The sequence below is a fragment of the Cytobacillus sp. Bac17 genome, assembly GCF_024519925.1.
Taxonomy (GTDB): domain Bacteria; phylum Bacillota; class Bacilli; order Bacillales; family Cytobacillaceae; genus Cytobacillus; species Cytobacillus pseudoceanisediminis.
Map to the genome: position 1 here is coordinate 20,240 of NZ_JALJRC010000034.1, position 23,156 is coordinate 43,395.

Sequence of the window (23,156 nt, forward strand, 5' to 3'; positions counted from 1 at the left end):
TGTGCAGCCATTCACAGAAAAAGTTATAAAAATCATTAAAAACATCCCAAGAGGAAAAGTCATGACATACGGGCAAATCGCAAGGCTGGCCGGGAGCCCCCGAGGAGCTAGACAGGTGGTCCGGATCCTTCATACCCAAAGTGAAAAGCATCAGCTTCCGTGGCATCGGGTTGTGAATGGGAAAGGGGAAATTGGGTTTAAAGACGGAGATTTGCATGACATTCAGAGAGAACTATTAGAAAATGAGGGGATACATTTTAATATAAATAAAAGACTTGATTTGCAGGAATTTGCCCACGAATCCTCACAGCAAAAATAAAGAAGCGTGCATTCAATTAGAAGTCACGCTTCTTTATGATCATAAGTACCTATTTTGTCTTTGATGCATATTCCTCAATCATCTCAATTGTTACATACTTTCTAGCAGGTATAATTCCCTGTTTAGAAAGTTCATTGATTTCAGCAGTTACTTCATTTATCTTATCCGCAGAAAAAGGAAGTCCTCGCCTGCATAGATCCAATGCTTGCTCAATATAGTATTCGCGCTGCTGTTCCAGGGCAGCAAATTTCGTTATAATCTTATTCTGCTTTCCTACATGTTCTGAAATTGCTTTATGTACACTCATACTTTCCACCCCTTAAAAAATTCACCTGCTTTTATCATACCATTTTCTAATACCATTTTAAGAATAAATCTTCTTAGTAGCATAATATTTATTTTAGAAAAAATTAGAAATAATAGCCAGTCCTCATAACTTCTGCAGTGGAGAATAAAATAGTTAAGTAAATTAAAAATTGATTCTTTTTCCTCATTATGGAAATAAAGGAAACACACCTTTCTAAGGAGAAAAGGTTAAGAAACAAAAATGGAAGGTGGTTTAATACATATGAAAAAGAGTGTAAAAATAAATATCAGTTTATTGCTGGTATTTATGCTGGCACTTGTTCCTTTTGCTCAGCCTGAATCGCCTCAAGTCCAAGCAACGGAAGAAGGCAGCGAACTTGTACAGCAGTTAAACCAAATGCTTAATAATGATCCAATTCTTCAGGGGGGGCTTGCAGGAGTCAGTATCCGCAATGCAGAAACAGGCGAGCTGGTATACGACCATATCGGGGATATACGTTTAAGACCGGCTTCTAATATGAAGCTTCTGACAGCAGCAGCGGCTCTAGAAACATTGGGAGAAAATTATCAGTTCACAACAGAACTTCTTCATACAGGTTCAATAAAGGGAAAGACACTTCAAGGTGACTTGATCTTAAAAGGAAAAGGAGACCCAACCCTTTTAAAGAAGGATTTTGATTCATTTGCCGTTAAAGTAAAAGAAGCAGGCATTAAAGTTATTCATGGCAGCCTGATCGGTGATGACACGTGGTATGATGATATACGCTATTCCACCGATCTATCATGGAGCGATGAATCATGGTATTATGGCGGACAAGTTTCGGCACTTACAGCCTCCCCCAACGAGGACTATGACGCAGGCACAGTAATTGTAGAGGTTTATCCCGGAGAAAAAGCCGGGCAGGAACCGATTGTAAAAATGGAGCCGGAAACAGATTACATAAAGATCGTCAATAAGGCTAAAACCGTCTCTAAAGACGAAAAGAAGGATATCCATATTGAAAGAGATCACGGTACGAACACAGTTACAATTGAAGGAGAAATTCCAGTTGAAGGCAGCCGTTCAAGGGAATGGATCGCTGTATGGGAGCCTACTGGCTACGCATTGGATCTATTGAAGCGCTCTCTCGCTGAACAAGGCATTAAAATCAAAGGGAAAACAGAAGCTGGCACTGCTCCAGAAGGCGCAAAACTATTTGCTGAGCATAAATCCATGCCTATCAAAGATTTGCTCATACCATTTATGAAATTAAGCAATAACGGCCATGCGGAAACATTAATCAAGGAAATGGGCAAAGCTGTAAAAGGAGAAGGCAGCTGGGAAAAAGGGCTCGAGGTATTAGAAGAACAAGCTGAAGCCCTTGGAATGAATAAGGAAACCCTCGTGCTCCGGGACGGTTCCGGAATCTCACATGTAAACTTAATTCCGGCAAATGAAATCTCAAAACTTCTTTTCGAAGTCCAGGACGAAGAATGGTTCAGCTCCTATTTGAACTCATTGCCGATTGCCGGCAATACAGACCGGATGGTGGGGGGAACTCTTAGAAATCGCATGAAAAACACCAATGCCGACGGAAATGTCAAAGCAAAAACAGGTTCCATCTCAACAGTCAGTTCATTATCAGGATATGTTAAGACGGCCAGCGGGGAAGAACTTATCTTTTCTGTTATTCTGAATAACTTAACTGATGGCGGTCAAGGTAAGGTTATAGAAGACAAAATTGCCACGTTATTAGCCGATCAATAAACAGTATAGAAAAGCTGAAGCCGTCCGCCTACCGGCTTATGACCTCAAGCTTTTAAGAGCCCGAAACTAGACACGCTTAGACCCGGGAGCCGAGACAATTATCTAACTTCAGAATTTGCACATTCTTAACTATTAAGAAAAAGGGCAGGTTACCATTTCGCCGGTTTACCTGCCCTTTTTCTGTCTTATTCTGCTTTTGCTGCCTGTATCTGCAGGTCAATTTTCACTTTATCTCCAACAAGTACTCCGCCTGTTTCTAGGGCTGAATTCCAGGTTAAGCCATAATCGCTTCGTTTGATTGCTCCAGCAGCAGTAAAGCCGACTTTTTCATTACCCCATGGATCTTTGCCTGATCCTTCATATGTCACAGTGAAGGTTTCTGTTTTTGTTGCACCATGAATTGTAAGATCGCCGGTAACATCATATTCATCATCACCCTTGCTTACAATGCTTGTTGATTTAAAGGTCATTTTCGGGTGGTTCTCAACATCAAAGAAGTCCGCAGAACGCAGGTGGTTGTCACGATCTTCATTGCGTGTATCAACACTTGAAAGTGAAACATTGAATGTAATATCAGCAGTTGTTAAATCTGCAGGATCTGCAGTTATTTCTGCATCAAAGCTATTAAAGCTGCCTTTCACGTTTGCGATCATCATATGCTTGATAGAAAAATCCACACTGCTGTGCGCAGGATCAACTGCCCATTTTGTTTTAGCCATATTTTTCTCCTCCAATAGTTCGAATTCATTTGTTTTGAATTCAAGATATTTTAATTCTAGATAAATTATATGCCGGTTTAAGTTTTATGTCAATGATATTTTTTCAAAAGATGGTAAAATGAAGACTACTTAAATTATCAATATCATACATAACCTAAGTCATAATCATTACATTACGGTTTAGTGATGTTTAAAGGGGAACGAACCATGAATCAGCTTGAACAGATTTACAATAATGCTGCAGAGCATACAAAAATAAAAATCCTGGAGGATGCCGACCGCTATCTGGGCAGTAAAGAGTCGATGCCCTCCTATAAGGAATATCTTTCTGAAAGATTTCATTATATCGATCAAATCTGGGTAAATGTATGGCTGAATAAAATCACTGCCAAAATATCCAAGCATGAAAAAAAGAAATATCTAAGTGAAAAAGGGTACGACACCGAAAATGTTGACAGGAAAATAATCAATCACTTATTCCGGACTGAAATGAGGGATTATCAGCCTTTTAACAGTTTGGACTGGCTTAATGACCTCTTTGAAAACAATAATGAAGCATGGGCTGGGCGCTATGAGAATGCACGGGCTCATTATCTGCATAAAGCAGAAGAGGAGCTGCTTCAGCGAAAGAAGTATCGAATCCGCGAAGATATTGAAAAGAATATTGATGAAATTATTGAAAGAGATTATAGCCTTCTTTATCTTCATGTCAGACATATGGCTTCAAAGCAGCTGGTTTCCGATTTTAGAAACAAGATAAGATATCAAAAAGCGGATACCTTTGCTCTGGAGGAAAAGCTTGAAGAGACAGGCAGCTTTGATGCAGGTGATTATACTGTAATGGGGGAATTCCTTGATGAGCTGACAGGAAATATCCATAAAGCATTGTATGGAGGTAAAGGTTACTTTGAATATGAAGCCTATTACTATGTCTATAAGAACCATATATCAGGATATCTGTCCGATTCTCTGCAATCGCTCGTCCTGCAGAACCTTCCGCATCATTTATTCGAGGAATATGAAGACGCTTATCAGAAACCGCTGACCGGTAAGTCGGTGAAGAAGTTAATGGCCCATACCCTTCAGGATCTTGATGAAAGCTTTTTTGAAAGCATTCAGGAGGAATATATTGAAGATCTGCTGAGGCTTGCGGATATACCGTTTGACCCTGAAGTCCATAAAGATCTGCTCGAGAAGGATATTGCTGACAGAGAAAGAAAAATAGCAGAAGAATTGGCTGAGCAGCAGCGGAAGAAAGAAGAAGAGGAACGCATGCTCGAATATATATTCGGGCAGGAATACAGCCCCTCTGTGGAACGGGCCAAAAGGTATGTACTTCATATTGGTGAAACCAATACAGGGAAAACACATCATGCCCTTGAAGGAATGAAATCAGCCCAAAGCGGCATGTATCTGGCACCTTTAAGGCTGTTGGCACTGGAAGTATATGATAAACTGAACCGCGAAGGTATACCCTGTTCTTTGAAAACCGGTGAAGAGGAAAAGGCAGTTGCCGGTTCTGAGCATCTTTCCAGCACGGTTGAAATGTTCTACGAAAAGGACTATTACGACGTCATTGTCATTGATGAAGCCCAAATGATCACGGATAAGGACAGAGGCTTCTCTTGGTATAAAGCCATTACCAAGGCAAATGCAAATGAAGTCCATATCATTGGCAGCCGCAGCGCTAAAAGCATGATGCTCCAGCTTCTTGGCGAAGCAGATATTGAATTGAATGAATACAGCCGGGATATACCTCTTGAAGTCGAAGCAAAGGAATTCAAATTCAGTCATGTACGAAAAGGCGATGCACTCATCTGTTTTTCAAGAAAGAGAGTGCTTGAAACTGCCTCAAGGCTTCAGCAGGAAGGGCACTCAGTAAGCATGATTTATGGAGCGATGCCTCCTGAAACCAGAAAAAAACAAGTCCAGCGTTTTACAAAGGGAGAAACTTCCGTCATCGTATCCACTGATGCCATTGGGATGGGACTCAACCTGCCTATCCGGAGAATTGTTTTTTTGGAAAATGATAAGTTTGACGGAACGAAAAGGAGAACCCTTACTTCACAGGAGGTTAAGCAAATTGCTGGAAGGGCAGGGCGAAAAGGGCTTTATAACATTGGAAAAGTTGCTTTTACAAAAGATATCAAAAGAATGAAGGCCTTGCTTGAAATGGAGGATGCCCCGGTCCACAGCTTTGCCATAGCCCCAACAAATACAGTATTTGAAAGATTCCAAAGGTATTACCGCGATCTCGGATCATTCTTTGAGCTTTGGGATAAGTTTGAGAGCCCCAGAGGAACCAAAAAAGCGGCATTAACAGAGGAGAGAGACCTATATGAAAGGATACGCGGAACAGAAATTGAAGCAAAGCTTGGACTAATGGACCTGTATGGTTTTCTCCATCTGCCATTCTCAAAAAAAGAACATGATCTTGTCCGTCAATGGGAAGAGACCATGTATGCCATTATTGATGGCGAGGAGCTTCCAGAGCCCAGAATTAAGAACCGTAATCTGGAAGAGCTGGAATTGACTTATAAAGCAATAGGCCTGCATTTGCTGTTCCTGTATCGTCTTGAGCAGAGAACAGAAGCGTTATATTGGGAAAGATTAAGGGAAGAAATCAGCGATCATGTTCACGAAAGACTAAAAACCGATATAAAAGAGCTCTCAAGAAAATGCAGAAAGTGCGGCAAAAAACTGCCCTGGGAACACGAATATCAAATCTGTGATGAATGTCATTCTTCACGTTCAAGGAGAAGATATAATTATTATAGAAGGTAATGAATGGATGGGATCAGGATGTTATTTGGCTGTCACGTAAGCATAAGGGAAGGATATTTAGGAGCTGCAAAAGCTGCAAAGGCCATGAATGCTTCTGCCTTTCAGTACTTTCCGAAGAATCCAAGAAGCTTGAGTGTAAAGGATTTTAATCGGGAGGATGCAGCTCTTTGCAGGGCGTTTTGCAAAGAGCATGAAATCTTTTCGATTGCACATACTCCATATCCAACCAGCCTCACACCGCAGCCGGAGAAGCAAGAGCTGACGATTAAGTCTTTGCTGAATGATCTGGAAATTGCCAGTGCCTGTGGCTCGGCAGGAGTGGTTGTACATTTCGGAAACCCAATCAACAAAAAGGATCCGCTTGCAGGATATCATTTAATGATCGAGATGCTTAATCAAATCCTCTCTCACTGGGAAGACCCTTGCTTGATCCTGCTTGAAAACACTGCTGGCCACCCCGGGTCAATGGGTACAACGATGGAGGAGCTTGTTCAGGTTCGGAGCCTGTGTGAACACCGGGATCAGATTGGTTTTTGTCTGGATACTTGCCATGCCTTTGCCAGCAATCTCTGGAATGGAGAAAATCTAAATGATTTTCTTAAAAAAGGGGAAGAGTTGGGCTATTTCAATCATCTTAAAGCCATTCACTTAAATAACTCCAAATATCCTGCAGGCTCAGGTAAAGACAGACATGCCAATATATTTAACAAAGGTCATATTACTGCGAAACAATTTGATCAGGTTGTCAATACCGAACCATTTCAAAGATTGCCATTAATTCTGGAAACACCTTCTGGTGAAGGAATTGAACATCATGAAGAAGTTGAACTTCTAATTAAAAGATGGGGAAAACAGCCATGACTAAAAAAGCCTGCTATTATACAGCAGGCTTTTTAGTCGTGTCAATTAAGGCTTTAATACTACCTTGATGCAGTCGTCCTCATGTCCATTGAAAATTTTGTAGCCATGGCTCGCCTCTTCCAGGTTAATCTTATGAGTAATAATGTCTTTCGGATCAAATTCTTTATTAACAATTTTCTCATAGAGCATTGGCATAAATGGTATGACAGGTGCCTGTCCCATCTTAAGTGTAATGTTTCTGGTGAAGAAGGCACCGAGAGGGAACATATTATAGTTTGCTCCATAGACACCGGTTATTTGGACTGTTCCTGTTTTTCTTACAGCCTTTGTCGCAATTTGAATGGGACCAAGAGTGCCGCCTTGAAGCTTTAATTTTTGCTCTATAAACTCAAGGGGCGACTTTTTCCCGTCCATGCCTACACAATCGATTATTACATCAGCGCCTCCATGGGTAATTTCCTTTAAATGCTCCCCCATATCAGGATATTTGGTGAACTCGAAGACTTCCACTTTGTTTGCTGCCTTTGCGTGATTGATCCGATAATCAAGGTAATCAACTGCAATAACACGCTCCGCGCCTTCCATCCATGCAAACTTCTGCGCCATTAACCCAACAGGGCCACAGCCAAGGACAATTACTGTATCACCCTTTTTAACACCGGCGTTAACAACACTCCAATAGGCAGTCGGAAGTACATCTGACAAAAATAATAGAGATTCATCTTCCAATTCACAGGATTCAGGAACCAGAAACGGCGTATAATTGCCAAAAGGGACTTTTAAATATTCCGCCTGCCCGCCTGGATGATTTCCGAATTTCTCTGTGTATCCAAAGTATCCCCCTGAATCATAATGGGGGTTGGAATTATCACATTGGCTGGTTTGATTCTGCTGACAATAAATGCACTGGCCGCAGGATACATTGAAAGGGATTACGACTCTGTCCCCTTTCTTTACTTTTGTTACATCCGGTCCTGTTTCCTCCACAATGCCCATTGGTTCATGGCCAATAATATAACCCTCTGGAAGAGGCATGTTGCCCTGATATAAATGCAGGTCAGAACCGCAGATCGCTGTGGATGTAATTTTAACGATAATATCATCTTTCTTTTCTAGCTTAGGGTCATCCACATTGGTAACAGCTACACGATTAGGGCCCTGATAGGTGACCGCCTTCATATTCAACACTCCATTAATTAAGATTTTTTAGCAGTATAAAATATCAAAAAAACGATAAAGAAAATTTGGTTTGTTATACTTTTTAAAGATTCATCTTATACAAAGAGGCCATAATATAAGTTTCACTCATCAGCATTTTATTATTCGTTTTACATTTTAAAATGGCCGCAGTCTTAGGAAACAAGCACATTTGAAAGAGGGGATAAACCTTGAAAATAAGCATTTTGGATCAGGCTCCCATTTCATCGGGATATTCACCCAAAGAAGCATTGGAAGCCTCTGTACAGCTGGCACAGTCAGCAGAGAGGCTGGGCTACACAAGATATTGGATTGCAGAACATCATGATTTATCAGGCTTTGCCTGTTCAGCTCCTGAAATCATGTTGAGCTATATCGGTGCTAAAACAAAAAATATACGGATTGGTGCAGGTGCCATATTGCTGCCGCATTATAAACCATACAAAATTGCGGAGTCGTTCAATATGCTTGCTACATTATTTCCTAACAGAGTGGATCTGGGAATCGGAAGGGCACCAGGAGGATCAGCAGAAGCGTCTATGGCACTTTCCGATAATTTCTTGGAAGGTGTCCGCAAAATGCCGGATAAGGTGATGGAACTTCTTCAATTTTTATATAATCATATTCCTGAGGATCACATGTTTGCTAAAATATCCGCTTCACCTCTACCTGCAATTAGCCCGGAACCATGGTTATTGGGAACAAGCAGGAAAAGTGCTTTAATGGCTGCTGAGTCTGGAACTGCTTATGCATTTGGCCAATTCATGAGTGAAAAAGATGGGGACGACATCATAAAACAATATAGGGAAAACTTCATTGAAAGGGGAATTATACAGAAACCAAAAGTCATTTTAACAGTCTCTGCTATATGCGCTGACTCAACACAGGAAGCTAAGGAGCTGGCACTCAGCAGTATGCTTTGGAAGATAAGAGCAGAAAGCAGGGTACGCAATGAGGGGATTCCTTCGATTGAAGAAGCAAAACACTATTTCCGCAGCCTGGATGTGGAGCCATTTAACAATAGAAACCGCGTTATTATTGGAAATCCGAAAGAAGTCTCCGAGCAGCTGAAAGATATGAAGCAGCGGTACCAAGCAGATGAGATTATGATTGTTACCATTGTTCACCGTTATGAGGACCGTTTGCGTTCATATGAATTGATCGCCAAAGAATTGATCAAATAAATATAAAATTAATGAATCTTGCCCTATAAATTTGAATACATATTCATGGAAACCAACTATGAAATTTTTCAAAAGGGGCGGTAAAAATGGCAAGCTGCACACATCAGGCAGAAGTGAACGTTCCAATAACGGCAATATGGAATTTTGTCAGTAATATTGGAAACTGGGCTCCCTTAGTACCCGGCTATATTACACATGAGGTACTAAGTGAAAAAGAGTCTACCTGGAGCTTTAAAAGCGATATGGGGATCATTAAGAAAAAAATCGAATTGAAGGTGGATATAACAAGCTGGCAGGAACCAACCAAGGTAACCTTTCAATTAACAGGGCTTAATGAGAAATTTACCGGCGATGGGTATTTTCTTGCTTCCAAAGGAAGGAATAATACTAACTTGATGACAGGCGCTCTTCAAATTACCGCTGAGGGTATGATGGCTAAAGTGGCCAATTCATTGCTTAATACATCTCTTCCGGAAATTACTGCTGAGCTTACAGAAGCTGTTGCTTTGAAGCTGGAACAGAATTATAAAGAGCATGCAGGCGTATAGTTTTAAGTGCAATGCAAAGAACTCATTAACTTGAGTTCTTTTTTCCTTATTTCGTATATCGATTGGCATAGCTGGATGCAACGAATGCTTCCGGCTTAATTTTTGGCTCGAGACCGATCGATTCTATTCTCGATACCATTTCACTTACAAATTCCCTGGTCTTATTCCTTTTCCCAGAACCGATATCCATATGTCCTTCCATGGAGAAGGAACCGCCTTTATAAAGAAATGGAAGTACGATATCAAACATTTTATCTTTGCATTCCTCAGTAAATAAAGAGACGACTTCTTCCGTCAGCGAGGTTTCAAATGAGATTCTCTCATGCAGATGCACCATTTTCCTTGGAATGATGGTTTTCCTAATACATGCCCAGGCGCCCTTCCGTTCATTTTGAATAACTATTCCGGTTATGAACACTGTTCGATTGCAATGAACCTGTGAATCAGTCCCAATCATTAAACGGAAGTTCCCATCAGGATTTCGCCTCATAAAAAGTAAAATACGATCGAATACCTGCTCAAACGTCAAATTGCGCTCCTGGAGATTTTGAAATTTATATTCAGCACTCACTTATTATCACCACATTAAGTAATTTGTCTGGGAGTAACACTCTTCCACAACCTTTAACTTAAGATGTTAGACTTTTACTACCATTATATTGAGAGGCTCCGAACAAGTTGTTTATTTTTTGAAAAAATTATACTTAGCATTGTTTAAAGGCTGGATGAATGGGAATGCGCAGATTGATAAAAACTATGGGCAAAGGAGGATCACATATGAATAAAACATTAATTTTTGTACTTAAATTTGTATCAAGCATGATTGCTTTTGCCATAGCACTTGATTTATTTTTCGATGCAGCATTTGCCGATATTGTTTCTTTCAGCCTGCTGGTAACGGTTATGTCATATATGCTTGGTGATCGGATTATTCTCCCCCGCCTGGGAAACCGGAATGCCCTCATTGCTGACTTTTTCCTGGTTTATGCATCTGTATGGGTTTTTGGGAGTGTATTGCTTAACAGTTACTTGCAAATAGCGTGGGGAAGTGTCATTGCAGCAGGAATTATCACTCTTTCCGAAGTCTTTGTGCACCGCTATCTGCAGAAAGGGGCCGATGTCAGCCAGGAGGAAAATCGCAAAGAAGCGGCCTTGAATCCGCGTCTGGCGTATGGAATGGAAATGGCCGAAGAAAAAGAGCCAACAAGGGACTGGGATTGACTGAATAATAAGCAACTAAACCCAATGCAGACTTATCCGTCGGTATTGGGTTTTTTAAAACAGAATAAGAATACCTTGCTATTTTGCCATCAAACATCCAATATTAATAAGGGTGAAATTTCTTTAAAACTTCACCTGAGCCTCTAATAAAGAAAGTGAAGAAAGCAGGGAATTATTTGCAGGATTTTTTAACACTGGGTATTTCAAAAAAACTAACAAATATATTGCTGAGCCATGGCATTGGAAAACCAACTCCTATTCAGGAGCAGGCAATACCCGCCGTGATGGAGGGCAGGGATATTATTGCACAGGCACAGACTGGAACTGGCAAAACATTTGCCTTTATTCTGCCGATTCTTGAGAAGCTTGACCCGGATGCTGTCCATATTCAAGCTCTCATTGTGACACCGACAAGAGAATTAGCTCTGCAGATTACAGATGAAGTTCAAAAACTGACTGCAGGCGATGATGATTTAGAGGTATTAGCCGTTTATGGGGGCCAAGATGTGGACAAGCAGCTTAATAAGCTTAAGAAAAAGGTTCAAATTGTCGTTGGTACGCCTGGCCGGCTTCTCGATCATATTAAGAGGAAAACAATTGATTTATCACAAGCAGATTTTTTAGTATTGGATGAAGCCGATCAAATGCTCCATATTGGCTTTTTGGATGAAGTGGAAGATATTATTAAAGAAACACCAGGCAAAAGGCAGACCATGTTATTTTCTGCAACGATTCCAGCAGAGATCAGGAATCTGGCAAGGAAACATATGAAAGAACCAGAGTATATGCAAATCGAAAAAACACAAGGGCCAGCACAATCAGTCAAGCAAATCGCCATACATACGATCGACCGTGCCAAGCAGGCCACACTCATGCAATTAATTCAAACTCATAGACCTTATTTAGCCGTCATCTTTTGCCGGACCAAACGCAGGGTCAGCAAGCTTAATGACGTACTAAAATCAAATGGCTTCCAATGTGATGAGCTTCACGGAGATTTGTCTCAGTCCAAACGGGAACAAGTGATGAAACGATTCAGGGATGCCGAATTACAGCTATTAGTAGCAACTGATGTAGCAGCAAGGGGACTTGATGTGGAAGGTGTCACACATGTATTTAATTATGATATTCCACTGGATCCGGAAAGCTATGTTCACCGAATCGGAAGAACGGGAAGGGCTGGCATGAAGGGGATGGCAATCACTTTTTATTCATCCGCAGACAAACCGCTTCTTGAAGCAATTGAAAAAGGACTGAACATTACGATCTCCAAGCAGAACCTTGGCAATAGCCAGGAAAGGCAAAAGCCTTCCAGGTCATCAGAAAAAAACTCTCAAGTGCAAAAAATCCCAGCTTCATCCGGAAGAAAGAAAAATGATAATCGGGAAGATGCAGACAGAAAAAAGACTGAAGGCAAAACCTCCCCAGCAAAGGGCAGAAAAGGGCAAAGGAAAAACTCAAAACCATTGAATTCAGCTGGTCATGTAAACCGCAGTAAATCACCATCAAAAAAGAAGACTTCAGCGCCTAAATCTGTGAGTAATAGGTCAAAAAGACGCGGAAGGTAACCATAATTAAAGGAGTAGCGAAATGTTAAAAGAACGGATTGAAAACCATCTCAAGGAACCAGGAAACGAAATATACAAAGAAGAAAAAGAATTTGCTGAAAAGCATCAGCTATTATCAAATGCTGAATCTTTAATAGTCAAAAATCCTGAAACCCGCTTTGCAAATGCTTATATAGAGAGAGGAAACAAGGAAACAGAAGAAGTCCTCTCACAGGAGACACCCGAATTTCTAAACCAGCCTATTGATTATTTTGTGAAAAATATTAAAGAGTTTATGTACCTTGAGTCTGAATGGTTTGGGATTATTGGTGCAGACGCCATCTCTTTTGAATTCGATGATCTGTTCCGAACCTATGATGTCATGCTTGGACTTAAATTGCCTAAAAAGAAAGCAGAAACAATAAGGTCATATTTAAAAAGAACATTACAAGGTGATTCAGCAACATTTGACCTAATGTTTAACCAGCAAGATGGGTTATGGGAACTCAATTTTGCTTTGGATGACTTGGAGGGCTTTAAAGAAGACATGACCATAAACGATGCTTACATTCTAATTTACAGATATCTATTCTTACTGGCAGAAACGATTGAGGAAGTCAACTAAAAAAGCAGTTCAATCGAACTGCTTTTTTTTATTTATTTTTTTTACCATCCCATGGATATTTCTATTTAAAAATCTGCATGATAAAGATTGTTATTAAAAAAGGAGGAATCGAAATGGAAAATCAGCCTAACCAGATGCATCAAAATATGCATACAGGAAATATACCCCAGCAGCTCAACCATGGAGCACATGAAGTTCTTGATGTTCAAGAGGTTTTATCAGGTACAGTCGGCACCTTAAACACATACTCATTATTGCGGCAGCACGTACAAGATCAGGAACTGGCAGGTATAATGGACCGCCAATATCAATTTGTGCAAGAGGAATACAATACTACACTGGAATGCTTCCAGACAGGTAAAGATCCTTCTAAACCAACACAGAGCTATAAAATGAACCAGGATAATGATTTTATTTATGGCTTAAAGCCTTCTCAGCCAAAAAAGCCAATCCAATCTGTCTCCGAAATGAATGAAGAAACAGTTTCCGGCTGCCTTCTGGGAGCATTAAAATCGGCCGCTTCCATGAAAACAATGGCTGCACTCGAAACAACAAATCCAGTTGTCCGGAGAGTACTGGCTGATTCTGTCCCAAATTGCATTGAGATGGCTTATGAACTTTCGATTTATCAAAACAAACATCATTATTACCAGGTACCTCAGTTTACACAGCAGGATATGCAGCAAATGTTAAATGCATATGCTCCTGCACAGGGGCAAATGCCAAATGCTGCTCAAGGGCAAATGCCAAATTCTAATATTCCTCATTAAAAGAGAGCCCCTTGGTAATATGCCAAGGGGCTCTTGCATTCTTTTGCATATGTGGTTATTTAAAGGTCTCATTCGATAATGGAGAGCCAGCAGCTGTATGCTGATTCATCCAATCAAGAGACACTCTGGAAACCGCCTGCCAATCCGGAATCTTATCTTTATATTTCTCAACCCAGCTCATTGCGAATTGGGAATCAATGCCTTTTTCCTCACATTGACTTAAGAAATCCAGTACGGCTAATTGATTGAATTGATCCCAGCCTCTGCATATATTCTGCCAAATCTGCTCAATTGAAGCTTGGATGGGTGAATCGATATCTGTTTTGCCGTGTTGATTCATACAAAACTCTCCTTTTAATTTAATATCAATTTCATGATGTCCTAAGGAATTAGAAGTCATGTGTAAGGCAAAATAATCCTATAAAATAAAAAAATTTTTAGGGAAACATAAAAATTATAGCCTGTTTATAGGATCTCATCTTAATTTTTTCTGCAAACCATGACATTTATCATGGTTTGGACATGACACTCATGTCTACAAAACCTTCTGAAAACCCTTTATCATAAAGTTAACGTCATGAAGAAGGGAATTAAAAAATGACTTCTAAACAAAAACAACTCAACTTAAAAAAACAAATGGCACCCTATGAAAAATCCGATTTAACACGCAGCATCATGCAGCTGGTCAATACTCTGGGACCTTTTTTCCTGCTATGGTTCCTTGCTTATAAGAGCCTGAGCTTTTCTTACCTGCTGACGCTTGGCATATCTGTCATTGCAGCTGGCTTCCTGGTCAGGATCTTCATCATTTTCCATGATTGCTGCCACCATTCCTTTTTCAAAAATCGCAAAGCAAACAAAATTGTTGGCACATTCACAGGGATACTTACCATTTTCCCTTATCACCAATGGCAGCATGACCACAATGTTCACCATGCAACAAGCGGTAATCTGGACAAGCGTGGTACAGGAGATATCTGGACACTGACAGTGAAAGAATACCAGGATGCGGCTTGGTCGACACGCGCAGCCTATCGCATCTACCGCAATCCGTTCGTCATGTTAGGTTTAGGCCCGATTTATGTATTTTTGTTAAAAAATCGATTTAACAGAAAAGGGGCAAGAAAGAATGAACGCATCAATACTTATCTTACAAACGCAGCCATCGCTGGTTTGTATGCGTTCATGTGCTGGGCCATCGGATGGGAAGCATTCCTGATGGTGCAGGGACCTATCTTTTTAATTTCCGGAGCAGCGGGGATTTGGCTTTTCTATGTACAGCATACATTTGAAGACTCCTATTTTGAAGAAGATGATAAGTGGGAGTATGTAAAAGCGGCAGTAGAAGGAAGCTCCTTTTACAAGCTTCCAAAAGTACTTCAGTGGCTAACCGGGAACATCGGGTTCCATCATATTCATCACTTAAGCCCGCGCGTGCCTAACTATAATCTCGAAAGCGCACATTATAATACAGCTGAGCTTCAGAATGTACCGACGATTACTTTTTCGACCAGTCTAAAGTCACTTCGATTCCGCTTATGGGATGAAGATGCCCAGGACTTCACTGGATATGGAGCAGCCAGGCAGTCTGCCCTCAGCAAAAAACAGAGCAGAGCGAAAACGGCATCTGTGAAGCCATAAACTAAGTCTATAATCTACTGAAGAACAGCTCCTTTGTGATATGATAACAAAGGAGCTGTTTCATTATTTTACGAATAAAAAAGAGGGTACCTCACATGTTTAAAAAGTATTTCACCACATTGAAAAGTTCAGGCATTTCTCCTTATATATGGAGTGTATTCAGCATTTTGCCGTTTTATTTCATCTTCAGGTCCACCTCTAAAATCGCCATAGCCGTAGGCATTATCCTGACCATTTTATTTTTTATATCATTGCGTTTTGCCTTTATATCGCGGAAGTGGCCTGTCTATCTATGGACTGGCATCTTAATCAGCATATCGATTACGATGACCATTCTGTTTTCGTTTATTTATTTTGCTTTTTATATTGCTTATTACAATGGCCATATCAAAAACAGGATTGCATTTTTAACGTTATATGTCATCCATCTTGTTGCAACCACCATCTCAATAAACATTAATTTTGTCACACAGAAGCCATTATTTCTCGAGCAGATACCTTTTATCATTATCATCTGGATCAGTGTGATTTTGCTTCCTTTTAACATTCACAATAAGAAAAAGCAGGAAATGCTTGAAGAACAGCTCGAAGATGCCAACAAAAGGATTGCGGAGCTTGTCAAACAGGAAGAAAGGCAGCGGATTGCCCGAGATCTTCATGATACACTCGGACAAAAATTGTCTCTGATCGGGTTAAAAAGCGATCTGGCCCGTAAGCTTATCAGCAAGGATCCTGACCAGGCAAAGGAAGAACTTATAGACGTTCAGCAAACGGCCAGAACAGCATTAAACGAAGTAAGAAAAATGGTTTCCCAGATGAGAGGAATCAGGCTGAAGGAAGAAATTATACTTGTTAAGCAAATCTTAAAGGCAGCCTCAATCGAATTCATCGGGGAAGAAGATATCAAATTAAAGAACGTGTCGCTATTCCTTGAGAATATTCTAAGCATGTGCATGAAAGAAGCTGTGACAAATGTAGTAAAACACAGTAATGCTACAGAATGCCGCATCAGCATTGAACAAACCTGGAATGAAGTTAGCATTACTGTCCAGGATAACGGGGTCGGCATGAATCCCGCAACAGATGTCGGCAAGGGGTCAGGACTGCTTGGATTAGGAGAGCGGCTCGACTTTGTCAATGGAAGTCTTGATATCGAATCTGAAAATGGAACAACGATTACAATGAAGGTGCCAACAGTCGTAAAAGAAACAAATAAGGAGGAAAAGGCATGATTAAAATCGTCATAGCTGAAGACCAGCGGATGGTGCTTGGTGCTTTAGGATCCCTGTTAAATCTCGAAGACGATATGGAGGTCATTGGCAAAGCATCGAATGGCAAGGAAGCCATATCTCTTGTCCAAACGCTCAAACCGGATGTATGCATCATGGATATTGAAATGCCGGAAAAGAGCGGCTTGGAGGCGGCGGAAGAATTGAAGGGCATAGGCTGCAAAGTTATTATTCTGACAACCTTTGCAAGGTCAGGGTATTTTCAGCGTGCCCTTAAGGCCGGTGTAAGGGGGTACTTATTAAAAGACAGCCCAAGTGAAGAGCTCGCCAGCTCAATCAGAAACGTCGTAGAAGGAAAGCGCATCTATGCACCTGAATTAATGGATGATGTATATGGAGAAGAAAACCCGCTGACCGACCGTGAAAAAGAGGTGCTTGAGCTGATTGCCGACGGCAAAAACACCAGAGAAATTGCCGACCAGCTCAGCATTAAAACAGGAACCGTCCGTAACTATATCTCTGCTATTCTAGACAAGCTCGAAGTTACGAACAGGATTGAAGCCATTACCCAGTCCAAAGAGAAGGGCTGGTTTAAATAAAAGTGTTTCTTGCATAAAAGGGCAGCAGCCAATTGGCTTAGCTGTCCTTTTTCATTTTCTTTAATTCTTCCATAACGACGAAGGCCAAATCATCATTTCCGAACATTGAGAGAACACCAAGCAATGTCTCATCAGGCACATCGCCCGCTTCTTCTTTTGGAACTGTCAGCTCCAGCGCTTCCTGCAGTGAATTATTTTTGCTTTGATCAGGATATGCCTTTAAATAGATTTCCTCGGGATCTAAATTGTGATTAATGCACCACTGGGCAAAAACGAGAATCATCATTTTTTCTTCGCCCTGATAGTTTTGAATAATTCTTTCTTCTAGCTCTTTGCTGTTCATCTTCATAAATCTCCTTATGTATTTATATATTGATTATAGATTTAAATCCATGATTTTTCATCTAAATTGCCATTTCTTTTGCAAATAGAATTTTCAGTAATTCGAATTAATTCTAAATTTATTGTTAATTCATATTGACAATTAAATAGGAGAATATCATAATATTAGAAAAACTTATAAAAACTTTAACAGATAACTGCACTACTGCCTTGAAGTAGAAAAGAGCGAAAGGCAACCTTTTCAAAAACAGCATATGAGTCTTAATATAATGACTATAAGCAGCTGTTGAACATCCATATTGGTTGTTGCCGGGAAGCAAGCCCTTTCGTCCACGCTCGGAGGATGACTGGGCGTTTTTATTTATCCTCTATTAAGAGCAGCAGGAAAAGCAGGCATGAGGTTTTTAAATCATCTACAGATAGGGAGTTTTGACAATGAATGAATTTAAAATTGAAATCAATCGCACACCTGAGAAAAAACAAAAACCTGCATTTGATAACCTGGAGTTTGGCAAAAATTTTACCGATCATATGTTTGAAATGGATTATACTGCCGGCAGGGGATGGCATGATCCAAGAATTGTACCTTATCAGCCGCTTTCACTTGATCCCGCTGCAATGATTTTCCATTATGGGCAAAGTGTCTTCGAAGGGTTAAAAGCATATCTTACAATCGATAATGAGGTATTGCTGTTCAGGCCAGAAAAGAATATGGAGAGATTGAATAAATCCAACTCCAGATTATGCATTCCTGAAATTGATGAAGAGCTTGCTCTTTATGCCTTAAAAGAATTAATATCACTCGATCGTGACTGGATTCCCAATGTTGAAGGAACTTCACTGTACATCCGTCCATTTGTCATTTCAACTGAGCCATACCTTGGAGTGGCACCATCAAAGAAATACAAATTCATCATTATTCTTTCTCCAGTAGGCGCCTACTATAAGGAAGGCATCAACCCTGTTAAAATTGCTGTTCAAAACGAATATGTCCGTGCCGTAAAAGGGGGAACAGGCACCGCTAAAACCGGAGGAAACTATGCAGCGAGTCTGAAAGCACAGGAGCTTGCCAGCTTAACTGGATATTCACAGGTTCTATGGCTGGACGGAAAAGAAAATAAATATATTGAAGAAGTGGGAAGCATGAACATTTTCTTCAAAATTAACGGTGAAGTTGTAACACCTGAGCTTAATGGAAGCATCCTAGAAGGAATCACCAGAAACTCTGTACTCGAGTTGCTGAAATACTGGAATATCCCAGTGGCAGAGCGCAGAATCTCCATTGAAGAAATCTACCAGGCACATGCGGATGGACAGCTTGAAGAAGCATTTGGAACTGGCACTGCTGCTGTTATCTCTCCAATTGGCGAATTTTTCTGGGACAATAAGAAAATTGAAATCAGCGGCGGGATCACCGGCGAATTATCTAAGAAAATCTATGATACTTTGACAGGCATCCAAAAAGGAACCGCGCCAGACCCGTTTGGATGGAGTGTAAAAGTGGAAAAAAAAGAGGCAGCAGGCATTAAGTAATCCTCAATGCAGGCAAGGATCGGCACATAAAGCCGATCCTATTTTTATTTTAGGCATGAAAATCTGCTAAAACGGGAAAATATAGAAAGAACCTACTATAGAGAGGAGATAAAAAATGGACAAGATAGAAGTTGGAGAAGTATTTACAATCAGTGATGAAAATGATCAGGAAATGGAAGTGGAGGTCCTCGCTTCTGCAGAGGTGGATGGCCATCAATATGCTGCTGTCAGCTTCGTAGAAGATCTTGAAGAAGACACAGAAGAAGATATCGACGTGTTCTTCTTAAAACTGGATGAAGACGGCGACTTTACCCCCATTGAAAGCGACGAAGAATTTAACAAGGTCTCTGCTGTATTCGAGGAAATGATAAACGAGGAATAGAAGAGAAGGAATGATTCCTTCTCTTTTTTTACATAGGAAAAGGCATAAGCTCCTATTCTTCAGATAACGTAATTTCCCCAATAGTAATGGGCAAATATCACAAAAGGAATGAAACAGCAGGTGATCCAATGAAAATATTATGCATCGATGGCGGTGGAATACGCGGTGTCTTTGCTGTCAGCATTTTAAAAGCTCTCGAAGAGGAACTGAATCTGCAAGCCGGCGACTATTTTGATATGATTGCTGGCACAAGCACCGGATCTATAATTGCCGCTTCACTGATCCTGAAGAAAGATATGAGCGAGGTCTTGAAAGGATACGAGTCATTCGGGAAAAAAATATTTGTAAAACAGGCAAAGGTTGGCCTCTTTAAAAGTGTATACAGTGATAAGTACCTGCGGCGTTTTATCCGCAAAGCTTTTGGTGAAACAGAGCTTTCCGATATTAAAAAGCCGCTTTTAATTCCTGCTGTCGATGTGACCCATGGCAAGCCATTTATCCACCGTTCCAATTACGGCAGTACTGGAAATGAAAGTTTATCAATGAAGCTTTGGGACGCAGTACTATCCTCCTGTTCAGCACCTGTATATTTCCCTCCTAATAACATCAGCAACAGTTATTTATCGATAGACGGAGGGCTTTGGGCGAATAATCCATCACTCGTCTGCATTACGGAGGCTATGCATCACTTCAAGGAGGAGCTGCAAAAAATAAAAATCCTTTCCCTTGGAACCGGTCTTCAAAAAATTGACTTTACGATTGACAATAATAAATACTGGGGTGTAAAACATTGGCTGCCTTTCCAGCTCCCGTCCATGAAAGTGACGCCGAAGCTTTTGGACCTGGCCCTTCATTTATCCTCCGAATCTGTTACCTACCATTGCAAGCATCTGCTCGGAGAAAATTACTTGCGCATAAATGAAGAACTGGGGGAAGAAATGCCATTTGATGAAATAAAGTTTGTGGAGGAATTGGTTATGCTTGGAGAGAAGGTCTATCAGGACCGGCGGGAGGAAATAAAAAAGTTTATACTATCGTGATTTGAAATAAGAAAAAAGAGCATGGGTGCTGCCCATGCTCTTTTTTCTTATTTGGTATTTTTCAAGGAATAATACTTCACGGGTTCTTCTGTATTTTGGAGAGCTTCAGCAATCGTTCCCATAAGGCTGTATGGTCCTTTGGCGTCATGGCCCACTTCCCAGATCATCATTCCGCCGAATCCGTGATTGAGAGCCAGGGCTGTTTTCTTTTTCATCGTTTTGGCACCATTATAGTAGTAGTCGGTGCCATTTAGGCTGATCTTATCCTTTTCTGCGTTTTCAGGGTTATCGTTTATGACTGCATTATATGATACCGGCTTAATAGCAGGATCTGCTGGCTGAGCATAAAGCGGAACCCCCAGAACCAGCTTATCTTTTGGAATACCCTGTGAATCAAATAATTGTCCCCAATAGTTTGCTATATTCTCTGTAAAGGAGTACGGAGAAAGATTGCGAGCATTGTAACCGCCATCCCACTGGCCATCATAAGCCATAATATTTACATAATCAACCTTCATGAACATAGAAGGCTCATATACGACATAGCCCGTCTCTGTCCCGGTTACACTATGAATTTTGGCATGGACCGCAACAGACAGCACTTTGCCGTTTGCATGAAGCATTTCGCTAAGCTTATGGATAAAGACTGCCAGGTATTTTGCATCCTCTTTAGAACGCGGATGCTCAAAATCAATGTCAATGCCATCAAGGTTTTCGTTTTGAGCCAGTCCCGCCAGTTCTTTTACCAGCCTATCTCTCGAGGATTCATCAGCTATGGCTTGTTTAAAATAATCATAAGATTCCCCGCCATTGATATGAAACCATCCCCCTACGGCAAGTATAGCCTTTACATCTTGCCGGTGTGCATTTCTTACCACACTTCTCAGATTTTTCAGGGCTGAATCACCATTTAAAGAAATGCTGCCGTCCTTCTCAGGATGAGCGAAAGAAAATAGGATATGTGTCAGATTTGAATAATCGATCGATTTTGGATCACGGTAATCCTGGATATAACCCATCAGCACTTTTTCGGGAATCTCCGAAAGCTCCGGGATTCCTTTTTTGACCAGAAGTTTGCTGGATTGTGAAACCGGCACAGACTGTTTTAAAGGCTGGCCTTGATCGGTGATGTTTGTATAGTAAATGCCTGCAGCAAAACCGCTGGAAAATATAAAAACAATCAATATCAGCATTTGGTGTATTCTTTTCACAAATAGTAAACCTCCATCATTCAATCCTTTAAAAGTGTATCAAAAAAGAGAACAAGGAGGGGGTGGTAATTTATTGCTTGCATTCCATTCTTAAATAAACCAATAAACTTTCAATAAAATATGATTCTCATCACATCCCAAACTTTTCCCCCATGGTACATTCCTTATAAGCAATTTATACAGCCTGGAAAAAGAGGAGGAAATGTACAGTGAGCGAATTGATTAATAACCGTGAACATCAGGACCATCACAGCAGTCCTGCTCAGGACAATAATGGCGAAACCGCTCTTCCCAAGCCGGAAGAACAGCCCGGACACCCCATACATACATTTATCCGGGAGAATAAGGCAATTGATAAGCATCTGAGGGAAAAGGTAAAAGTCCATCTCGAAGCGTTCATCCAGGAGGATAACGGGGAAAATGCATATAAACTATTGGAAGACTGCATCCTGCTGCTTGATCTTGATAAGCATTACAGCCGGAAGGAAAATCTGCTTTTCCCATACTTGGAGAAGTACGGAATCTATGGACCAACAAATAATATGTGGAGCATCGATGACTATATCAGGGATGGAATCAAGGATGCCAAAAACCTGCTCGAGGATTACGATGGGGACAAGCAAAAGGTCACCAATGCCGTGCGTTTCATTTTCAATGAAATAAGCGCTATGATTTACAGGGAGGAAAATATCCTTTTCCCTATGGCCTTAAAGAATCTTACAGAAGATGAATGGGTTAAGATTGCCCATGAGAGCGATGAGATTGGCTTCTGCCTGACCGGCCCGCAAGGAGAATGGAAGCCCGAACGCAAAGGGATTGCTGGGAAAGCAATATCAGAAGGCTATATCAAAATGGAAACTGGCATTTTATCATTGAAACAGCTGGAGCTATTATTCAATCATTTGCCTGTTGATATCACATTTATTGATCATGAAGACGTAGTCCGCTATTTCTCTCACGGAAAGGAAAGAATCTTTGCCAGAACCAAAGCCGTGATAGGGCGAACCGTGCAGAATTGCCATCCTCCCCGCAGTGTCCATGCTGTGGAAGAATTGCTGAAGGATCTTAAGGCAGGCCGAAAGGACTCTGAAGATTTCTGGATAAAATTTAAAGATAAATATGTTTATATCCGTTATTTTGCTGTAAGGGATGAAAACGGAAGCTATGCAGGAACCCTGGAATTCACACAGAATATCAATCCAATCCAGGAAATCGAGGGAGAAAAAAGAATTCTTTTATAATCATAAAAAAGCTAAGAGCGTCCACTCTTAGCTTTCAGACTGTCGACAAACTCGATGAAAATCGTGCTTGTCTGCAGTCTTTTTTATTTTAAAATAGAAGTAATACAATG

At 40.7% G+C, this 23,156-nt stretch carries 24 protein-coding genes; 17 read left to right on the forward strand and 7 right to left on the reverse strand.

What is annotated here, in order from left to right; all coding sequences use genetic code 11:
• The first annotated feature begins 1 nt into the window (after position 1).
• Entirely contained in the window at positions 2-319 is a 318-nt protein-coding gene (locus NR125_RS24895; protein WP_009334612.1) for an MGMT family protein, read from the forward strand.
• Positions 320-368: 49 nt separating this feature from the next.
• Here NR125_RS24895 and NR125_RS24900 read toward each other — a convergent pair whose 3' ends face one another.
• The gene (locus NR125_RS24900; RefSeq protein ID WP_009334613.1) at positions 369-626 is read right to left on the reverse strand and encodes a YpbS family protein; all 258 of its coding nucleotides are present in this window, start codon (positions 624-626) and stop codon (positions 369-371) included.
• Between the two features lie 261 nt (positions 627-887).
• Here NR125_RS24900 and dacB point away from each other — a divergent pair, with 261 nt between their 5' ends.
• Complete coding sequence (gene dacB, locus NR125_RS24905; RefSeq protein ID WP_009334614.1) at positions 888-2,372, forward strand: D-alanyl-D-alanine carboxypeptidase/D-alanyl-D-alanine endopeptidase; 1,485 nt, start codon at positions 888-890, stop codon at positions 2,370-2,372.
• A 185-nt stretch (positions 2,373-2,557) separates the two neighbouring features.
• Here dacB and NR125_RS24910 read toward each other — a convergent pair whose 3' ends face one another.
• Positions 2,558-3,091, reverse strand: coding sequence for a YceI family protein (locus NR125_RS24910; protein WP_009334615.1), 534 nt, complete (start codon positions 3,089-3,091; stop codon positions 2,558-2,560).
• A 207-nt stretch (positions 3,092-3,298) separates the two neighbouring features.
• On the opposite strand from NR125_RS24910, the gene NR125_RS24915 reads away from it, so the two are divergent.
• The gene (locus tag NR125_RS24915) at positions 3,299-5,875 is read left to right on the forward strand and encodes a DEAD/DEAH box helicase (RefSeq protein WP_251175501.1); all 2,577 of its coding nucleotides are present in this window, start codon (positions 3,299-3,301) and stop codon (positions 5,873-5,875) included.
• 3 nt (positions 5,876-5,878) lie between these two features.
• Positions 5,879-6,736: a deoxyribonuclease IV gene (locus NR125_RS24920; protein ID WP_009334617.1), complete on the forward strand. Its 858-nt coding sequence runs from the start codon at positions 5,879-5,881 to the stop codon at positions 6,734-6,736.
• A 45-nt stretch (positions 6,737-6,781) separates the two neighbouring features.
• Here the strand turns inward: NR125_RS24920 and NR125_RS24925 are convergent, their stop codons facing one another.
• On the reverse strand, positions 6,782-7,915 hold the full coding sequence (locus NR125_RS24925) for a zinc-dependent alcohol dehydrogenase (protein ID WP_009334618.1): 1,134 nt from the start codon (positions 7,913-7,915) through the stop codon (positions 6,782-6,784).
• 209 nt (positions 7,916-8,124) lie between these two features.
• Between NR125_RS24925 and NR125_RS24930 the strand changes: the two genes are divergently transcribed.
• Complete coding sequence (locus NR125_RS24930) at positions 8,125-9,117, forward strand: LLM class flavin-dependent oxidoreductase (protein WP_256816332.1); 993 nt, start codon at positions 8,125-8,127, stop codon at positions 9,115-9,117.
• Positions 9,118-9,203: 86 nt separating this feature from the next.
• A complete protein-coding gene (locus NR125_RS24935) occupies positions 9,204-9,665 on the forward strand; it encodes an SRPBCC family protein (protein ID WP_009334620.1) in 462 nt (153 codons plus the stop codon).
• A gap of 46 nt (positions 9,666-9,711) precedes the next feature.
• Here the strand turns inward: NR125_RS24935 and NR125_RS24940 are convergent, their stop codons facing one another.
• Complete coding sequence (locus NR125_RS24940) at positions 9,712-10,236, reverse strand: ribonuclease H-like YkuK family protein (protein WP_009334621.1); 525 nt, start codon at positions 10,234-10,236, stop codon at positions 9,712-9,714.
• A gap of 206 nt (positions 10,237-10,442) precedes the next feature.
• On the opposite strand from NR125_RS24940, the gene NR125_RS24945 reads away from it, so the two are divergent.
• The 4 genes from NR125_RS24945 (at position 10,443) to NR125_RS24960 (ending at position 13,828) form a co-directional block, all read left to right on the forward strand.
• Complete coding sequence (locus NR125_RS24945; RefSeq protein WP_009334622.1) at positions 10,443-10,886, forward strand: YndM family protein; 444 nt, start codon at positions 10,443-10,445, stop codon at positions 10,884-10,886.
• Between the two features lie 176 nt (positions 10,887-11,062).
• Entirely contained in the window at positions 11,063-12,454 is a 1,392-nt protein-coding gene (locus NR125_RS24950) for a DEAD/DEAH box helicase (protein WP_009334623.1), read from the forward strand.
• Positions 12,455-12,476: 22 nt separating this feature from the next.
• A complete protein-coding gene (locus NR125_RS24955; protein WP_009334624.1) occupies positions 12,477-13,058 on the forward strand; it encodes a hypothetical protein in 582 nt (193 codons plus the stop codon).
• Positions 13,059-13,171: 113 nt separating this feature from the next.
• Complete coding sequence (locus tag NR125_RS24960) at positions 13,172-13,828, forward strand: spore coat protein (protein WP_192908589.1); 657 nt, start codon at positions 13,172-13,174, stop codon at positions 13,826-13,828.
• A gap of 55 nt (positions 13,829-13,883) precedes the next feature.
• Here the strand turns inward: NR125_RS24960 and NR125_RS24965 are convergent, their stop codons facing one another.
• Positions 13,884-14,168 carry a hypothetical protein gene (locus NR125_RS24965; protein WP_256816337.1) on the reverse strand — a complete coding sequence of 95 codons (285 nt, stop codon included), beginning with the start codon at positions 14,166-14,168 and terminating at the stop codon, positions 13,884-13,886.
• A gap of 257 nt (positions 14,169-14,425) precedes the next feature.
• Here NR125_RS24965 and desA point away from each other — a divergent pair, with 257 nt between their 5' ends.
• From desA to NR125_RS24980, 3 genes are all read left to right on the forward strand, one after another.
• Positions 14,426-15,469 carry a Delta(5) desaturase DesA gene (desA, locus tag NR125_RS24970; RefSeq protein ID WP_019379944.1) on the forward strand — a complete coding sequence of 348 codons (1,044 nt, stop codon included), beginning with the start codon at positions 14,426-14,428 and terminating at the stop codon, positions 15,467-15,469.
• 95 nt (positions 15,470-15,564) lie between these two features.
• Positions 15,565-16,701, forward strand: a complete 1,137-nt coding sequence (locus tag NR125_RS24975) for a sensor histidine kinase (RefSeq protein WP_251157023.1) — start codon at positions 15,565-15,567, stop codon at positions 16,699-16,701.
• Positions 16,698-17,297 carry a response regulator transcription factor gene (locus NR125_RS24980; protein ID WP_009334629.1) on the forward strand — a complete coding sequence of 200 codons (600 nt, stop codon included), beginning with the start codon at positions 16,698-16,700 and terminating at the stop codon, positions 17,295-17,297. Before NR125_RS24975 ends, NR125_RS24980 begins: the two co-directional genes overlap by 4 nt.
• A gap of 37 nt (positions 17,298-17,334) precedes the next feature.
• Here NR125_RS24980 and NR125_RS24985 read toward each other — a convergent pair whose 3' ends face one another.
• On the reverse strand, positions 17,335-17,640 hold the full coding sequence (locus tag NR125_RS24985; RefSeq protein WP_009334630.1) for a hypothetical protein: 306 nt from the start codon (positions 17,638-17,640) through the stop codon (positions 17,335-17,337).
• 434 nt (positions 17,641-18,074) lie between these two features.
• On the opposite strand from NR125_RS24985, the gene NR125_RS24990 reads away from it, so the two are divergent.
• The 3 genes from NR125_RS24990 (at position 18,075) to NR125_RS25000 (ending at position 20,594) form a co-directional block, all read left to right on the forward strand.
• Positions 18,075-19,172 carry a branched-chain amino acid aminotransferase gene (locus tag NR125_RS24990; protein WP_009334631.1) on the forward strand — a complete coding sequence of 366 codons (1,098 nt, stop codon included), beginning with the start codon at positions 18,075-18,077 and terminating at the stop codon, positions 19,170-19,172.
• A 115-nt stretch (positions 19,173-19,287) separates the two neighbouring features.
• Positions 19,288-19,554: a DUF1292 domain-containing protein gene (locus tag NR125_RS24995; RefSeq protein WP_019379948.1), complete on the forward strand. Its 267-nt coding sequence runs from the start codon at positions 19,288-19,290 to the stop codon at positions 19,552-19,554.
• 128 nt (positions 19,555-19,682) lie between these two features.
• Positions 19,683-20,594 (forward strand): CBASS cGAMP-activated phospholipase, encoded by a 912-nt coding sequence (locus NR125_RS25000; RefSeq protein ID WP_034297065.1) that lies wholly within the window; start codon positions 19,683-19,685, stop codon positions 20,592-20,594.
• Positions 20,595-20,641: 47 nt separating this feature from the next.
• Here NR125_RS25000 and NR125_RS25005 read toward each other — a convergent pair whose 3' ends face one another.
• On the reverse strand, positions 20,642-21,805 hold the full coding sequence (locus NR125_RS25005; protein ID WP_251175503.1) for a glycosyl hydrolase family 18 protein: 1,164 nt from the start codon (positions 21,803-21,805) through the stop codon (positions 20,642-20,644).
• Positions 21,806-22,014: 209 nt separating this feature from the next.
• On the opposite strand from NR125_RS25005, the gene NR125_RS25010 reads away from it, so the two are divergent.
• Positions 22,015-23,046 carry a DUF438 domain-containing protein gene (locus NR125_RS25010; protein ID WP_009334635.1) on the forward strand — a complete coding sequence of 344 codons (1,032 nt, stop codon included), beginning with the start codon at positions 22,015-22,017 and terminating at the stop codon, positions 23,044-23,046.
• Positions 23,047-23,156 lie beyond the last annotated feature (110 nt).

Coding starts and splice junctions, on each gene's coding strand:
- NR125_RS24915 (WP_251175501.1), top strand. CDS start 3,299: ATGAATCAGCTTGAACAGATTTACAATAATGCTGCAGAGCATACAAAA.
- NR125_RS24985 (WP_009334630.1), bottom strand. CDS start 17,640: ATGAACAGCAAAGAGCTAGAAGAAAGAATTATTCAAAACTATCAGGGC.
- NR125_RS24965 (WP_256816337.1), bottom strand. CDS start 14,168: ATGAATCAACACGGCAAAACAGATATCGATTCACCCATCCAAGCTTCA.
- NR125_RS24980 (WP_009334629.1), top strand. CDS start 16,698: ATGATTAAAATCGTCATAGCTGAAGACCAGCGGATGGTGCTTGGTGCT.
- NR125_RS24920 (WP_009334617.1), top strand. CDS start 5,879: ATGGATGGGATCAGGATGTTATTTGGCTGTCACGTAAGCATAAGGGAA.
- NR125_RS25000 (WP_034297065.1), top strand. CDS start 19,683: ATGAAAATATTATGCATCGATGGCGGTGGAATACGCGGTGTCTTTGCT.
- NR125_RS24910 (WP_009334615.1), bottom strand. CDS start 3,091: ATGGCTAAAACAAAATGGGCAGTTGATCCTGCGCACAGCAGTGTGGAT.
- NR125_RS24975 (WP_251157023.1), top strand. CDS start 15,565: ATGTTTAAAAAGTATTTCACCACATTGAAAAGTTCAGGCATTTCTCCT.
- NR125_RS24955 (WP_009334624.1), top strand. CDS start 12,477: ATGTTAAAAGAACGGATTGAAAACCATCTCAAGGAACCAGGAAACGAA.
- NR125_RS24960 (WP_192908589.1), top strand. CDS start 13,172: ATGGAAAATCAGCCTAACCAGATGCATCAAAATATGCATACAGGAAAT.
- NR125_RS24925 (WP_009334618.1), bottom strand. CDS start 7,915: ATGAAGGCGGTCACCTATCAGGGCCCTAATCGTGTAGCTGTTACCAAT.
- dacB (WP_009334614.1), top strand. CDS start 888: ATGAAAAAGAGTGTAAAAATAAATATCAGTTTATTGCTGGTATTTATG.
- desA (WP_019379944.1), top strand. CDS start 14,426: ATGACTTCTAAACAAAAACAACTCAACTTAAAAAAACAAATGGCACCC.
- NR125_RS24945 (WP_009334622.1), top strand. CDS start 10,443: ATGAATAAAACATTAATTTTTGTACTTAAATTTGTATCAAGCATGATT.
- NR125_RS24990 (WP_009334631.1), top strand. CDS start 18,075: ATGAATGAATTTAAAATTGAAATCAATCGCACACCTGAGAAAAAACAA.
- NR125_RS24935 (WP_009334620.1), top strand. CDS start 9,204: ATGGCAAGCTGCACACATCAGGCAGAAGTGAACGTTCCAATAACGGCA.
- NR125_RS24995 (WP_019379948.1), top strand. CDS start 19,288: ATGGACAAGATAGAAGTTGGAGAAGTATTTACAATCAGTGATGAAAAT.
- NR125_RS24900 (WP_009334613.1), bottom strand. CDS start 626: ATGAGTGTACATAAAGCAATTTCAGAACATGTAGGAAAGCAGAATAAG.